This window comes from Xanthomonas sp. XNM01, from assembly GCF_014851915.1.
Lineage (GTDB): Bacteria > Pseudomonadota > Gammaproteobacteria > Xanthomonadales > Xanthomonadaceae > Pseudoxanthomonas.
The window spans coordinates 995,159-1,008,274 of sequence record NZ_JACVAP010000001.1 but is presented as its reverse complement, the minus strand read 5'-3'; the positions used below and the strand labels follow the sequence as shown (position 1 = coordinate 1,008,274).

At 68.0% G+C, this 13,116-nt stretch carries 13 protein-coding genes; 7 read left to right on the top strand and 6 right to left on the bottom strand.

Annotated elements, in window-relative coordinates:
- Positions 1-248: 248 nt before the first annotated feature.
- From lolD to IB242_RS04510, 5 genes are all read right to left on the bottom strand, one after another.
- A complete protein-coding gene (lolD, locus tag IB242_RS04530) occupies positions 249-956 on the bottom strand; it encodes a lipoprotein-releasing ABC transporter ATP-binding protein LolD (protein ID WP_192276251.1) in 708 nt (235 codons plus the stop codon).
- Positions 949-2,190 carry a lipoprotein-releasing ABC transporter permease subunit gene (locus tag IB242_RS04525; RefSeq protein WP_192276249.1) on the bottom strand — a complete coding sequence of 414 codons (1,242 nt, stop codon included), beginning with the start codon at positions 2,188-2,190 and terminating at the stop codon, positions 949-951. Before IB242_RS04525 ends, lolD begins: the two co-directional genes overlap by 8 nt.
- 58 nt (positions 2,191-2,248) lie before the next feature.
- Entirely contained in the window at positions 2,249-2,605 is a 357-nt protein-coding gene (locus IB242_RS04520; RefSeq protein WP_343237101.1) for a hypothetical protein, read from the bottom strand.
- Between the two features lie 46 nt (positions 2,606-2,651).
- Entirely contained in the window at positions 2,652-2,930 is a 279-nt protein-coding gene (locus tag IB242_RS04515; protein WP_192276244.1) for a succinate dehydrogenase assembly factor 2, read from the bottom strand.
- A 168-nt stretch (positions 2,931-3,098) separates the two neighbouring features.
- Positions 3,099-4,430 (bottom strand): MFS transporter, encoded by a 1,332-nt coding sequence (locus IB242_RS04510; protein WP_192276242.1) that lies wholly within the window; start codon positions 4,428-4,430, stop codon positions 3,099-3,101.
- 270 nt (positions 4,431-4,700) lie between these two features.
- Here IB242_RS04510 and cyoA point away from each other — a divergent pair, with 270 nt between their 5' ends.
- The 7 genes from cyoA (at position 4,701) to IB242_RS04475 (ending at position 11,564) form a co-directional block, all read left to right on the top strand.
- Positions 4,701-5,741, top strand: coding sequence for a ubiquinol oxidase subunit II (cyoA, locus tag IB242_RS04505; protein ID WP_225540020.1), 1,041 nt, complete (start codon positions 4,701-4,703; stop codon positions 5,739-5,741).
- Between the two features lie 69 nt (positions 5,742-5,810).
- Positions 5,811-7,823 carry a cytochrome o ubiquinol oxidase subunit I gene (cyoB, locus tag IB242_RS04500; protein ID WP_192276238.1) on the top strand — a complete coding sequence of 671 codons (2,013 nt, stop codon included), beginning with the start codon at positions 5,811-5,813 and terminating at the stop codon, positions 7,821-7,823.
- On the top strand, positions 7,816-8,454 hold the full coding sequence (cyoC, locus tag IB242_RS04495; RefSeq protein ID WP_192276236.1) for a cytochrome o ubiquinol oxidase subunit III: 639 nt from the start codon (positions 7,816-7,818) through the stop codon (positions 8,452-8,454). The genes cyoB and cyoC overlap by 8 nt, the downstream gene beginning before the upstream one ends.
- Entirely contained in the window at positions 8,451-8,858 is a 408-nt protein-coding gene (gene cyoD / locus IB242_RS04490) for a cytochrome o ubiquinol oxidase subunit IV (RefSeq protein WP_192276234.1), read from the top strand. The genes cyoC and cyoD overlap by 4 nt, the downstream gene beginning before the upstream one ends.
- Entirely contained in the window at positions 8,855-9,661 is an 807-nt protein-coding gene (locus tag IB242_RS04485) for an SURF1 family protein (protein ID WP_192276231.1), read from the top strand. Before cyoD ends, IB242_RS04485 begins: the two co-directional genes overlap by 4 nt.
- A gap of 9 nt (positions 9,662-9,670) precedes the next feature.
- A complete protein-coding gene (locus IB242_RS04480) occupies positions 9,671-11,026 on the top strand; it encodes an ATP-binding protein (protein WP_192276229.1) in 1,356 nt (451 codons plus the stop codon).
- Entirely contained in the window at positions 11,007-11,564 is a 558-nt protein-coding gene (locus IB242_RS04475) for a response regulator transcription factor (RefSeq protein WP_192276227.1), read from the top strand. Before IB242_RS04480 ends, IB242_RS04475 begins: the two co-directional genes overlap by 20 nt.
- A 688-nt stretch (positions 11,565-12,252) precedes the next feature.
- On the opposite strand, the gene IB242_RS04470 is transcribed toward IB242_RS04475, so the two are convergent.
- Positions 12,253-13,035 carry a succinate dehydrogenase iron-sulfur subunit gene (locus tag IB242_RS04470; RefSeq protein ID WP_192276225.1) on the bottom strand — a complete coding sequence of 261 codons (783 nt, stop codon included), beginning with the start codon at positions 13,033-13,035 and terminating at the stop codon, positions 12,253-12,255.
- Positions 13,036-13,116: the final 81 nt, after the last annotated feature.

Sequence of the window (13,116 nt, the reverse complement as noted above, 5' to 3'; positions counted from 1 at the left end):
TAGGCAGCATGCAGCCGCGGGGCAACGGGAACGTCTACTGGCGACACCTGCCATCACCATCGTCGGCAGCGGCAGGTGCTGCCGGCCCGGCTTCGGATGGCCTGCCTGGCTTCACCCGACGGCCGGCGTCGGCAACGCTCGCGTCGCACGCGTCGCCACGATGGCATCGACCAGGCATCGGCCTGCACGCCGCAATCGCGGCCATCCAGGTGAAATCCGCAGGACGCATCCAGGCGGATCGGCCTGGATCAGCTGGCGAGATCCTGCGGCGCGACCTCGCGCAGCCTGCCTTCGTGCAGCTCCAGCACCCGGTCCAGGCGCCGCGCCAGACGGCGGTCGTGGGTGACCATCACCAGGCTGGTGCGCTGGGCCCGGTTGAGCTCCAGCATCAGGCCGAACACGGTCGCGGCGGTCTTCTCGTCCAGGTTGCCGGTCGGCTCGTCGCCGAGGACGCAGGCCGGCTGGTTGACCAGCGCGCGCGCCACCGCGGCACGCTGGCGCTCACCGCCGGACAGCTCACCGGGCTTGTGCTCCAGCCGATGGCCCAGGCCGACCGCCTCCAGCAGGCTGCGCGCACGACCGGCCGCATCGGCGACGGCGTTGCCGCCCAGCAGCACCGGCATCATCACGTTCTCGAGCGCGGTGAACTCCGGCAGCAGGTGATGGAACTGGTAGACGAAGCCCAGCGCCCGGTTGCGCAGCCGGCCGCGCTCGCCGTCGGACAGGGTCGACATCTGCTGCCCGGCCACGTAGACCTCGCCCGAGCTGGGCGTATCCAGCCCGCCCAGCAGATGCAGCAGCGTGCTCTTGCCGGCGCCGGACGCGCCGACGATGGCCACGGTCTCGCCGGCCTGCACCCGCAGGTCCAGCCCGGAAAACACGTGGGTTTTCAGGCTGCCCTCGGCGTAGGTCTTGCCCAGCGCCTCGGCACGCAGCGCTTCGATGTTCTCATTCATAGCGCAGCGCCTCCGCGGGCTGGGTCCGTGCCGCACGCCAGGCCGGGTACAGCGTGGCGAGGAAACTCATGACCAGCGCGATCACGGTGATCACGACCACGTCGCCGGTCTGCATGTCGGTCGGCAGGCCGGTGATGTAGTAGACGTCCTCCGGCAGCAGGGTCACGTTGAACAGCGATTCGATGCCGTCCAGGATCCGCTCCAGGTTCAGGGTCAGGGTGATGCCGCCGATCACGCCGAACACCGTGCCCATCAGGCCGATCAGGCTGCCCTGGACCATGAACACCTGCATCACTCCGCCCGGCGTCAGGCCCAGCGTGCGCAGGATCGCGATGTCGGCCTGCTTGTCGGTGACCAGCATCACCTGCGAGGACACCAGGTTGAACGCGCCCATCGCGATGATCAGCGACAGCAGGATGCCCATCACCGTCTTCTCCATCTTCAGCGAGTGGTAGAGGTTGGCGTTCTCGCGGGTCCAGTCGCTGACCCGGTAGAAACCCGGCAGCTGCAGCGCCAGGTCGCGCGCCACGGTTGCCGCCTGGTCCATGTCGTGCAGCTTCAGGCGCACGCCGGTGGCGCCGTCCATGCGCAGCACGCGCTGCATGTCGGCCATGTTGACCACCGCCAGGCCGCGGTCGATCTCGTTGTAGCCGGCCTCGAAGGTCCCGCTGACGGTGAAGCGCTTGGTCCTCGGCACGCCGCCGATCGGGGTGCCCTGGAACTCGGGCAGCATCACCAGCACGGTGTCGCCCTCGTCCACGCCCAGCCACAGCGCCAGTTCCTGGCCGAGCAGGATGTTGAACGAGCCTTCGGTCAGCGAATCGGCGCTGCCGCGCTTCATCTTCTGCGACAGCACCGACACCTCGTCCTCCAGCGCCGGATCGACGCCACGGACCATGCCCGGCTGCCGGCGTGGGCCGGAGATCAGCGCCTCGGTCTCGACGTAGGGCGCGGCGCCGGCAACGCGCGGGTCGCGCTTGGCGATCTCCAGCGCCTGCGGCCATTCCTTCATCGGCTCGCCATCGGCCACCACGGTGGCGTGCGCGGTCATCTGCAGCAGGCGGTCGCGGATCTCCTTCTGGAACCCGCTCATCACCGCCAGGGTGGTGATCAGCACGGTCACACCCAGGGCGATGCCCAGGATCGAGGCCAGCGAAATGAAGGAGATGAAGCCGTTGCGCCGCTTCGCGCGCAGGTAACGCAGGCCGATGGCCACGGGGACGGGTCTGAACATGCGGTCCTTTGCGGATCCTCGCTGCGCCAGGCGCCGGAGGGGGCCTTGGAACGGTCGCCTATGGTGCCACCGGCGGCGGCGGCCGCGAAGCCTGCCGGGCCCGCACGGCCAGCCGCAGTTCACGCCTCGACGCGGCCGGCAGCGTGTCCGGCCACCATACGCGACGGGTGCGCCGCCCCTCCCGCGTCCGCATCACGACAAAGGCCAGACGTCCGCGCCAGGCCAGCGCGACATCGCGCAGTTCGATCCCATCAAAGGTAGCCGGCTGTGCGCCGGGCGGCAGCACCAGCACCGCCGGTGGACGTGCGCGCTCGACCCGCCAGCGGTACAGGCCACCCACGCCCACCGCCGCTGCCAGTGGCCACGCGGCTGCGCGCGGCAGCCCGGAAGCCAGCACCGACAGCGGAGCCAGCACGCTCAACGACAGGAGGATCGCGCCCAGCCAGCGCGACGGACGCCACTCAAGCCGGCAGGGCGCGGATATCGGCGATGAGGGCGGCGAGTTCGGCATCGGGACAGGCCTCGTAGCCCATGAACCAGCGCCACAACTTATCGTCCTCGCATTCCAGCAACCGTAGGAAAACCACCCGCTGCGCCTCGGAGGCCTGCGGATACAGTCGCGCCAGATAGCGCTCGAACAGCTGGTCGAGCTCGCGCATGCCGCGCCGGCAGCGCCAGCGGATGCGCTTGAGTTCGGCCGGCTCGGCGAGATCGACGGCCTGGGAGATCGGGTCCTGCATGACAGCCTGACGCAACGGTGGAAACCGGCCATTCTGACCGCGCCCTGCCGGGGCAACAAGGCGCCGGCCGGCCACCCCACAACGCGGAACGGGCGGCCATCGGCCGCCCGTTCCGGAAGATGCCCCCCCTCACCGGCGGGCGCATGACGATTGCAGCATCCGCCCGGATCAGACCTGGGCGGTGCGCTGGGTCAGCCAGCGGTTGGTGCCCAGTGCCAGCAGCGTGCAGACCGCGCCCGACAGCAGGTAGGCGCCCACGTACACCAGCCCGAAATGGGCACTCAGCCACAGCGCCACCAGCGGGGCGAAGGCCGCGCCGATCAGCCAGGCCAGGTCGGAGGTCAGCGCAGCGCCGGTGTAACGGTAGCGCGAGCCGAAGTTGCGGGTCAGCGCGCCCGAGGCCTGGCCGTACGACAGGCCGAGCAGGACGAAGCCGATCAGGATGAATGCGTCCTGCCCGGCATTGCCGCCATCCATCAGGAAAGGGGCGACGAAGCTGAACAGTGCGATCAGCACCGCGAACGCCCCCAGCGTGCGCACCCGGCCGAACCGGTCGGCCAGCAGGCCGGAGGCAATCACGCCACCAACCGCCAGGAAGGCGCCGAGTACCTGCACCCACAGGAATCCATCCAGCGGCTGCTCGGAATACAGCAGGATCCAGGACAGCGGGAAGATGGTGACGATGTGGAACAGCGCGTAGCTGGCCAGGGCCGCGAACGCACCGATGACCACGTGCCGGCCCTTTTCCGAGAAGAGCTCGCCGACCGGCGTCGGCGCCAGTTCGCGCTCGCCCATCTGGGCCTCGTACTCGTGGGTCACGACCAGACGCAGGCGCGCGAACAGCGCGACCACGTTCAGCGCGAACGCCGCGAAGAACGGATAGCGCCAGCCCCAGGCATAGAAGTCGTCGCTGGACAGGTTGGACAGGAGGAAGGCGAACAGCGCGCCGGCCACGATGAAACCGACCGGGGCGCCGAGCTGGCCGAGCATCGCGTACCAGCCGCGCTTGTGCTTGGGCGCATTCAGCGCCAGCAGGGACGGCAGGCCGTCCCAGGAACCGCCCAGGGCCACGCCCTGCGACAGGCGGAACAGGGCCAGCAGCACGATCGCCGCGGTGCCCAGCGCCGCGTAGCCGGGCAGGAAGGCGATGCCGGCGGTCGAGGTGCCCAGCAGGAACAGCGCGGCGGTCAGCTTGACCCCGCGGCCCCAGCGGTCCTGGATCCACATGAACAGGATGGTGCCCAGCGGGCGCGAGATGAAGGCGAGCGCGAAGACCGCGAACGCCATCAGGGTGCCCTGCAGGCGATCGGCGAACGGGAAGAACACCGTCGGGAACACCACCGCCGAGGCGATGCCGTAGACGAAGAAGTCGAAGTACTCGGAGGCGCGCCCGATCACGACGCCGACCGCGATCTCGCCGGGCGCCACCTCGTGGTGGGTGCTGGAATTCTCACCGTGAACGGAGACGGTGTGGTTCGTTGCTGAAGCTGTTGCGCTCATTGACATCCTTGCTGGACAGGCTGCGTGGATGGGGGCAGGATGCCGAAGTCACCGCGAAGCGCGGGTGGAGAGCGCCACGCGAAGGACTGCGGACTGCGATCGCAGCATCCCACCAGTCGCACGGAAATGCCATAGGACAGATCCACCCGAAACACCATAGGACAAATCGTCCACTCCCTCCCCCGGGCCGCGTCCCGTAAAATTCCGCATTGCCGCGGCGACGCGGCAGCCCCTCCAAAGCCCCCAGCCCCGATGTCTACTCTCAAGCACTTGAGCCGCCTGCTCATGGCCGCCGCATTGGCGATTCCATTGGCCGGCTGCAACACGATCCTGCTGAACGCGCCCGGCGACATCGCCAGGCAGCAGGGCGATCTGATCATCATCTCGACGATCCTGATGCTGCTGATCATCGTCCCGGTGATCTTCCTGACCCTGTTCTTCGCCTGGCGCTACCGGGCATCGAACACCAAGGCCACCTACAAGCCGGACTGGGACCACTCGACCCAGCTGGAGCTGGTGATCTGGGCCGCCCCGCTGGCGATCATCCTCGCCCTGGGCGCGATCACCTGGGTGAGCACCCACAAGCTGGACCCCTACCGTCCGCTCGACCGGATCGACGCCGCCCGCGAGATCCCCGAGGGCGTGGAGCCGCTGGTGGTCGAGGTCGTGGCACTGGACTGGAAGTGGCTGTTCCTGTACCCGGAACAGGGCATCGCCACGGTCAACGAACTGGCCGCGCCGGTGGACCGCCCGATCCGCTTCAAGATCACCGCTTCCACCGTGATGAATGCGTTCTACGTGCCCGCCCTGGCCGGCATGATCTACGCGATGCCGGGCATGGAGACCCAGCTCAACGCGGTGATCAACTCGCCGGGCGAGTGGGAAGGCTTCTCGGCCAACTACAGCGGCGCCGGCTTCTCCAAGATGCGCTTCGCCTTCCACGGCCTGGACCAGGCCGGCTTCGACGCCTGGGTGGAGAAGGTCCGCGCCGAGGGTGGCGCGCTGGAGCGCGAGGGCTACCAGCAGCTGGAGAAGCCCAGCGAAGCCGAGCCGGTGCGCTACTACGCCAGCGTCGGCAACGGCCTGTACGACGCGATCCTCAACCGCTGCGTCGATCCGCGCCGCATGTGCATGCACGAGATGATGGCCATCGACGCCGGCAACGGCTCGGGCCGCACCGGCGTGGAAGGACTCGAAGCGCGCCGCACCGGCGACCTGCGTGGCCGCATGTACGTGCAGTCCGCGATGTGCGCCGTCGACGACGCGCCTGCGCCCGGCCTGGCCACCACTCTCTCCCGCTCCGCCCCCTGAGCGCGCACGCCGCCGCCCACCCCGCGCATCCGCGGGCGGGCGGCGGTTCGATGACGGAAGCCCCGAATCATGTCCTCCCCGCACTCCACCTCCGCCCCGTACAACCCGCTCACCGGCCATCTGGGCTGGGAGTCGTTCCCGCTGCACGACCCCGTGATCCTGTCGGCCTTCGTCGGCACGATGCTCGGCGGCATCGCGATCCTCGCCCTGATCACCCGCTACAAGCTGTGGGGCACCCTGTGGCGTGACTGGTTCACCAGCATCGACCACAAGAAGATCGGCATCATGTACATGGTGCTGGGCCTGGTGATGCTGCTGCGCGGCTTCGCCGATGCGCTGATGATGCGCATGCAGCAGGCGATGGCCTTCGGCGACAACATGGGCTACCTGCCGCCGCACCACTACGACCAGGTGTTCACCGCCCACGGCGTGATCATGATTTTCTTCGTGGCCATGCCGCTGGTCACGGGCCTGATGAACTATCTGGTCCCGCTGCAGATCGGCACCCGCGACGTCGCCTTCCCGTTCCTCAACAACTTCAGCTTCTGGATGGCCACGGCCGGCGCCGTGCTGGTCATGGTGTCGCTGTTCGTGGGCGAGTTCGCGAAGACCGGCTGGCTGGCCTACCCGCCGCTGTCGGGCATCGACTACAGCCCGGACGTGGGCGTCGACTACTACATATGGGCACTGCAGATCGCGGGCGTCGGCACATTGCTGTCAGGTGTCAACCTGATGGTGACCATCATCAAGATGCGTGCCCCGGGCATGACACTGATGAAGATGCCGGTGTTCACCTGGACCGCGCTGTGCACCAACGTGCTGATCGTCGTGTCGTTCCCGGTGCTGACCGCCGTGCTGGCACTGCTGGCCCTTGACCGTTACGTGGGCACCAACTTCTTCACGAACGATCTCGGCGGCAACCCGATGATGTACGTGAACCTGATCTGGATCTGGGGCCACCCGGAGGTCTACATCCTGATCCTGCCGTGCTTCGGCATCTTCTCCGAGATCGTCTCGACCTACTCGGGCAAGCGCCTGTTCGGCTACACCTCGATGGTCTACGCGACCGTGGTGATCACGATCCTGTCGTACCTGGTGTGGCTGCACCACTTCTTCACGATGGGCTCGGGTGCCAGCGTCAACTCGTTCTTCGGCATTACCACGATGATCATCTCGATCCCGACGGGCGCGAAGATCTTCAACTGGCTGTTCACGATGTACCGCGGCCGCATCCGCTTCGAAGTGCCGATGCTGTGGACCGTGGGCTTCATGGTGACCTTCGTCGTGGGCGGCATGACCGGCGTGCTGCTGGCCGTTCCCCCGGCCGACTTCGTGCTGCACAACAGCCTGTTCCTGATCGCGCACTTCCACAACGTGATCATCGGCGGCGTCGTGTTCGGCCTGTTCGCCGGCATGACCTTCTGGTTCCCGAAGGCGTTCGGCTTCAAGCTCAACGACTTCTGGGGAAAGATGTCCTTCTGGTTCTGGCTGGCCGGCTACTGGTTCGCCTTCACCCCGCTGTACGTGCTGGGCCTGATGGGCGTGACCCGCCGCATGAGCCACTTCGACGACCCGTCGCTGCAGATCTGGTTCCAGATCGCCGCCTTCGGTGCGGTCCTGGTCGCCATCGGCATCGCCTGCTTCCTGATCTGCATCTACGTCAGCTTCCGCAACCGCGAGGCGCTGCGTGACCACACCGGCGATCCGTGGGATGCGCGCAGCCTGGAATGGTCGACCTCCTCGCCGCCGCCGGACTACAACTTCGCCTTCACCCCGGTCGTGCACGACAACGATGCGTGGTGGGACATGAAGAAGCGTGGCTTCCAGCGTCCGGTCTCGGGCTTCCTGCCGATCCACATGCCGAAGAACACCGCCGCGGGCGTGGTGATCGCCGGCCTGAGCACGGTCTGCGCCTTCGCCCTGGTCTGGCACATCTGGTGGCTGGTGGCGGCTTCGTTCGCCGCCACGGTGATCGCCTCGATCGTGCACACCTTCAACTACAAGCGTGACTTCCACATCCCGGCCGAGCAGGTTGCCCGGACCGAGGACGAACGTACCCGGACGCTGAACGCCCATGTCTGACGCCAATACCCTCCCCGCTTCCGCGGCACCGGGCACTCCGCCGGTGTTCTACGACCTCGCAGGCAAGCACCATCCGCAGCAGGGCACCCTGCTCGGGTTCTGGCTGTACCTGATGAGCGACTGCCTGATCTTCGCCTGCCTGTTCGCGGTGTACGGCGTCCTCGGACGCAGCTACGCCGCCGGCCCGACCGGCGCCGATCTGTTCGACCTGCAGCTGGTGGCGATCAACACCGCGATGCTGCTGTTCTCGTCGATCACCTACGGGTTCGCGATGCTGAAGATGCAGCAGCGCAGCACCGCCGGCGTGATCGGCTGGCTGGCAGTGACCGGCGTGTTCGGCCTGGCGTTCCTCGGCCTGGAGCTGTACGAGTTCGCGCACCTGATCCATCAGGGCGCCACCCCGCAGCGCAGCGCGTTCCTGTCGTCGTTCTTCGCCCTGGTCGGCACCCACGGCCTGCACGTGGCCTTCGGCATCATCTGGCTGGTGGTGCTGATGGTCCAGGTCAACAAGTACGGCCTGGGCCCGGAGAACCGTCGCCGCCTGATGTGCCTGTCGCTGTTCTGGCACTTCCTCGACGTCGTCTGGATCGGCGTCTTCACCTACGTCTACCTGATGGGAGTGCTGCCATGAGCCTGCCTGCCGACCCGCACGCCGCCCACGGCCACGACCATCACGGTCACGACGACCACCACGACGACGGCGCGCCGCATGGCAGCATGCGCGACTACGTCATCGGCTTCGTGCTGTCGGTGATCCTGACCGCGATCCCGTTCTGGCTGGTGATGGGCAACGTGTTCGCCGATTCGGGCACCACCGCGCTGGTCATCCTCGGCTTCGCGGTGGTCCAGATCGTGGTGCAGATGGTCTACTTCCTGCACATGAACGCCAGGTCCGAAGGCGGCTGGAACATGCTGGCCCTGATCTTCACCCTGGTGCTGGTGGTCATCGTCATGGCCGGTTCGTTGTGGGTGATGTACCACCTCAACACCAACATGATGCCGATGTCGCCGCACGAAGCGCGCGTGCAGCCATGAGCGATACCGCAGGCCGCGGCGACGGGCCTTCCCGCGTCGACGGCCTGCGCCCGCCACGCGGCCGGCTCGTGCTGGCCGTGCTGGCCCTGTCCTTCGGTCTCGGCGCCGCCCTGTTCGCCGCTCTCGGCGCCTGGCAGGTCATGCGGCTGGGCTGGAAGCTGGAGTTGATCGAGCGGGTCGAGGGACGGATCCATGCCGCACCGGTCGCCCCGCCTCCCCCCTCGGAGTGGGATGCGGTCACCGCGTCCGATCACGAGTACCGGCGCGTCCAGATGCATGGCCACTGGATGGCCGGACACGACACCCGGGTGCTCGCCGTCACCGAAGCCGGCTCCGGCCACTGGCTGCTGACGCCGTTGCAGCTCGATGACGGCAGCATCGTGCTGGTCAACCGCGGCCTGGTCCCCACGGGCTGGCAGGCGCCCGCGCAGGAGCCGGCGGGCGATGCGCCGGTCACCGTCACCGGCCTGCTGCGGCTGAGCGAGCCCGGCGGTGGCTTCCTGCGCGACAACGCCCCGGCCGCGGACCGCTGGTTCTCGCGCGATGTCGCCGCCATCGCCCATGCCCGTGAGCTGGAGCGCGTCGCCCCCTACTTCGTGGACGCAGAACGTGGCGGCGCCGAAACGCCGGAATGGCCGCGCGGCGGCCTCACCGTGGTCAGCTTCCGCAACAACCACCTCGGCTATGCGCTGACCTGGTTCGCACTGGCGCTGCTGGTGCTTGGCGGCGGCTGGCGCTTCGCGGTCGAGGAACGGCGGATCCGGCGACGCTGGAAGGACGCGCACTCCGGCGAACCGGCATAGACTTCGCAGATGCCTTTCAGCCTTCGTCCCGACCGCGGCGGCAGTCCGCTGGCACACGCGCGCACGCACACCCTGCTCGGTGCCGGCGTGCGCAACATGCACCAGCTGGTGCAGCTGCGCTGGCTGGCCATCGTCGGCCAGCTGGGCACGATCCTGTTCGTGCATTTCGTGCTGGGCATCGCGCTGCCGTTGGCGGCGATGCTCGGCGTGGCCGCGTTTCTGGCCGTGTTCAATTTCGCCAGCCTGCTGTACTGGCGCAACCGGCTCGATGTCAGCAACCCGGCGCTGCTGGTCGCGCTGCTGGTCGATGTCGCCAGCCTGACCGCGCAGCTGCATCTCAGTGGCGGCATCACCAATCCGTTCGTGTTCCTGTACCTGCTGCAGGTCGCACTCGGAGCGGTCCTGCTCAAACCCTGGGCGAGCTGGACGGTGGTCCTGGCCAGCCTGGTCTGCGTGCTCGGCCTCACCATCGTGCCCGGCCCGGTGCGGATCGCGGCCGACCCGGCGCTGGGCGTGGCCGATCCCTACATCCAGGGCCTGCTCGCCTGCTTCCTGCTGACCATCGTGCTGACCGGCCTGTTCATCACCCGCATCGCGCGGATCGTGCGCGACCGCGACGCGCGCCTGGCCGACCTGCGCCAGCAGGCCGCCGAAGAGGAACACATCGTGCGGATGGGCCTGCTCGCCTCCGGTGCCGCGCACGAACTGGGCACGCCGCTGGCAACGCTGTCTGTGCTGCTCGGCGACTGGCGGCGGATGGCGCCGTTCTACGACCATCCGGAGCTGCAGCAGGACCTGGACGAGATGCAGACCCAGCTGACCCGCTGCAAGTCGATCGTCACCGGCATCCTGCTGTCGGCCGGCGAGGCCCGCGGCGAAGCGCCGGTGCAGACCACGCTGGCCGTGTTCCTGGACGACCTGGTCAGCGAATGGTGCGCGACCCGGCCGGTGCGCGATCTCGACTATCGGCGCGCGCTAGCCGACGACCTGCCGATCGTGTCCGACTCCGGACTCAAGCAGATGATCTGCAACGTCCTGGACAACGCGCTGGAAGCCTCGCCCGACTGGGTCGGCCTGGAGGTCGTCCGCGAGGGCGAACAGGGCGAGCGGCTGCGCCTGCGCGTCACCGACCGCGGTCCCGGCTTCGCCACCGCGCAGCTGGCGGCGTTCGGCAAGCCTTACAATTCCAGCAAGGGGCGACCCGGCGGCGGCCTCGGCCTGTTCCTGTCGCTGAACGTCGCCCGCAGTCTCGGTGGCACCCTGCGTGCCGCCAACCGCGACCCCCATGGCGCCGAGGTGACACTGGACCTGCCCCTGGCGTCGCTGACACTGGAAGAACCCGACGATGACCGAGCCCACCCCTGAAACCGCTCCTACCCGGCAGCTGCTGGTCGTCGAGGACGACGCCGCCTTCGCCCGGACCCTGGGTCGCTCGTTCGAACGCCGCGGTTACGAAGTGCGCCATGCCACCAGCGTGTCCGAGCTGCCGGCAGTCCTGGCCGACTACTCGCCCGGCTACGCCGTGGTCGACCTGAAACTGGCCAGCGGCAGTTCCGGCCTGGCCTGCGTGCAGGCGCTGCATGCGCACGACCCGGACATGCTGATCGTGGTGCTGACCGGCTACGCCAGCATCGCCACCGCGGTCGAGGCGATCAAGCTCGGGGCCTGCCACTATCTGGCCAAGCCGTCCAACACCGACGACATCGAAGCCGCGTTCAGTCGTGCCGAGGGCAAGACCGACGTCGACCTCACCCAGCGCCCGACCTCGATCAAGACCCTGGAATGGGAGCGGATCCACGAGGTGCTGGCCGAGACCGGCTTCAACGTCTCCGAGACCGCGCGCCGGCTGGGCATGCACCGCCGCACGCTGGCCCGCAAGCTGGGCAAGCAGCAGGTCAAGTAGTTTTCTCTGCGCCGAGACTGAGCGAGGCGTCGGAACGAGGTGATCCGGATGGCAGGGGCGAAGAAGAAGCCTCCTGCCGCTCCCGTCTTCCAGCGTCGCTGACGCCTCCTGCCTGACGTGCCGCCAGGAGGCCGCGGGGCGCGTCGGGTCGTCGATGTCCCATGTCGAGGGTCGTGGGATTCAGGCGGCGTCGGCAAGCTCGGACGCCAATGTTCTCCGCTTTGACGTGGTAGCGGCTGTCCGGAAAACAGCGGTGCTCCTGCTGTTCCGCGTGGTGCGCGCAGAGCCCCGACACGTGCACCCACGAGCGCTGGAGCGGGCAGCAAGCCCAATGCGGCCCCACGACCGACCGCGCTGGCTGACCGATGCGTCAGGGGTGGGTCGATCAGAACGGCTCGAGCGACGGGCCGGTGGCCTCCGCCCGCTCATGTCCTCCGGCGCCACGCGTGGCCGACGCCTCACCTTGCATCGCGCGCAGAGGCCACACCCCCGCCGCTTCCAGCGTGGCCGCGGCCGGCATGAAAGCGCGGACGTTCATTCCGTTCCGGAACACGCACCCGAAACGAACGCTCACTGCTGGCGGATATCCGCAACGGGCGCGTAAGGCGCCGGAAAACCCGGCGCCTGCAGCGTGCAGAAAAAAGCCCGGCGATGGCCGGGCTCTTTCCTGACTGCGCGACGCCCGGACTCAGGCGCGGCGCGCCATCATCAGCTTCTTGATCTCGGCGATCGCCAGCGCCGGATTCAGCCCCTTCGGGCAGGTCCGGGCGCAGTTCATGATGGTGTGGCAGCGGTACAGCCGGAACGGATCTTCCAGGTCGTCCAGGCGCGCACCGGTGTCCTCGTCGCGCGAGTCGATGATCCAGCGGTAGGCCTGCAGCAGGATCGCCGGGCCCAGGTAACGCTCGCCGTTCCACCAGTAGCTCGGGCAGCTGGTCGAGCAGCAGGCGCACAGGATGCACTCGTACAGGCCATCGAGCTTCTTGCGGTCTTCCGGCGACTGCAGCCGCTCGCGGTCCGGCGGCGCCGGGGTCTGGGTACGGATCCACGGCTTGATCGACGCGTACTGCGCGTAGAAGTGGGTCAGGTCCGGCACCAGGTCCTTGACCACGCTCATGTGCGGCAGCGGGTAGATCGGCACCTCGGCCTTGCCGCAGGCATCGATCGCCTTGGTGCAGGCCAGCGTGTTGGTGCCGTCGATGTTCATCGCGCACGAGCCGCAGATGCCCTCGCGGCAGGAGCGGCGGAACGTCAGCGTCGGGTCGATCTCGTTCTTGATCTTGATCAGCGCGTCCAGGACCATCGGGCCGCACTTGTCGAGGTCGACCTCGTAGGTGTCTGTGCGCGGGTTGGCGCCGTCGTCCGGACTCCAGCGGTACACCTTGAAGGTGCGCACGTTGGTCGCGCCCTTGGCCGGGAAATGCTTGCCCTTGCCGATCTTGGAATTCTTGGGGAGGGTGAACTCTGCCATGGCTGCTCTCGTTGGCTCAGGCGGCCAGCCGCGCATGTGCGCGGCCGGCGTGTTGGGTGGCGAGCGTGGTCTGCATCGACG

What these genes read in the sequence shown, in the direction of transcription:
- lolD (WP_192276251.1), bottom strand. Translation starts at nt 956, where the DNA reads ATGAATGAGAACATCGAAGCGCTGCGTGCCGAGGCGCTGGGCAAGACC.
- IB242_RS04525 (WP_192276249.1), bottom strand. Translation starts at nt 2,190, where the DNA reads ATGTTCAGACCCGTCCCCGTGGCCATCGGCCTGCGTTACCTGCGCGCG.
- IB242_RS04515 (WP_192276244.1), bottom strand. Translation starts at nt 2,930, where the DNA reads ATGCAGGACCCGATCTCCCAGGCCGTCGATCTCGCCGAGCCGGCCGAA.
- IB242_RS04510 (WP_192276242.1), bottom strand. Translation starts at nt 4,430, where the DNA reads ATGAGCGCAACAGCTTCAGCAACGAACCACACCGTCTCCGTTCACGGT.
- cyoB (WP_192276238.1), top strand. Translation starts at nt 5,811, where the DNA reads ATGTCCTCCCCGCACTCCACCTCCGCCCCGTACAACCCGCTCACCGGC.
- cyoC (WP_192276236.1), top strand. Translation starts at nt 7,816, where the DNA reads ATGTCTGACGCCAATACCCTCCCCGCTTCCGCGGCACCGGGCACTCCG.
- cyoD (WP_192276234.1), top strand. Translation starts at nt 8,451, where the DNA reads ATGAGCCTGCCTGCCGACCCGCACGCCGCCCACGGCCACGACCATCAC.
- IB242_RS04485 (WP_192276231.1), top strand. Translation starts at nt 8,855, where the DNA reads ATGAGCGATACCGCAGGCCGCGGCGACGGGCCTTCCCGCGTCGACGGC.
- IB242_RS04480 (WP_192276229.1), top strand. Translation starts at nt 9,671, where the DNA reads ATGCCTTTCAGCCTTCGTCCCGACCGCGGCGGCAGTCCGCTGGCACAC.
- IB242_RS04475 (WP_192276227.1), top strand. Translation starts at nt 11,007, where the DNA reads ATGACCGAGCCCACCCCTGAAACCGCTCCTACCCGGCAGCTGCTGGTC.
- IB242_RS04470 (WP_192276225.1), bottom strand. Translation starts at nt 13,035, where the DNA reads ATGGCAGAGTTCACCCTCCCCAAGAATTCCAAGATCGGCAAGGGCAAG.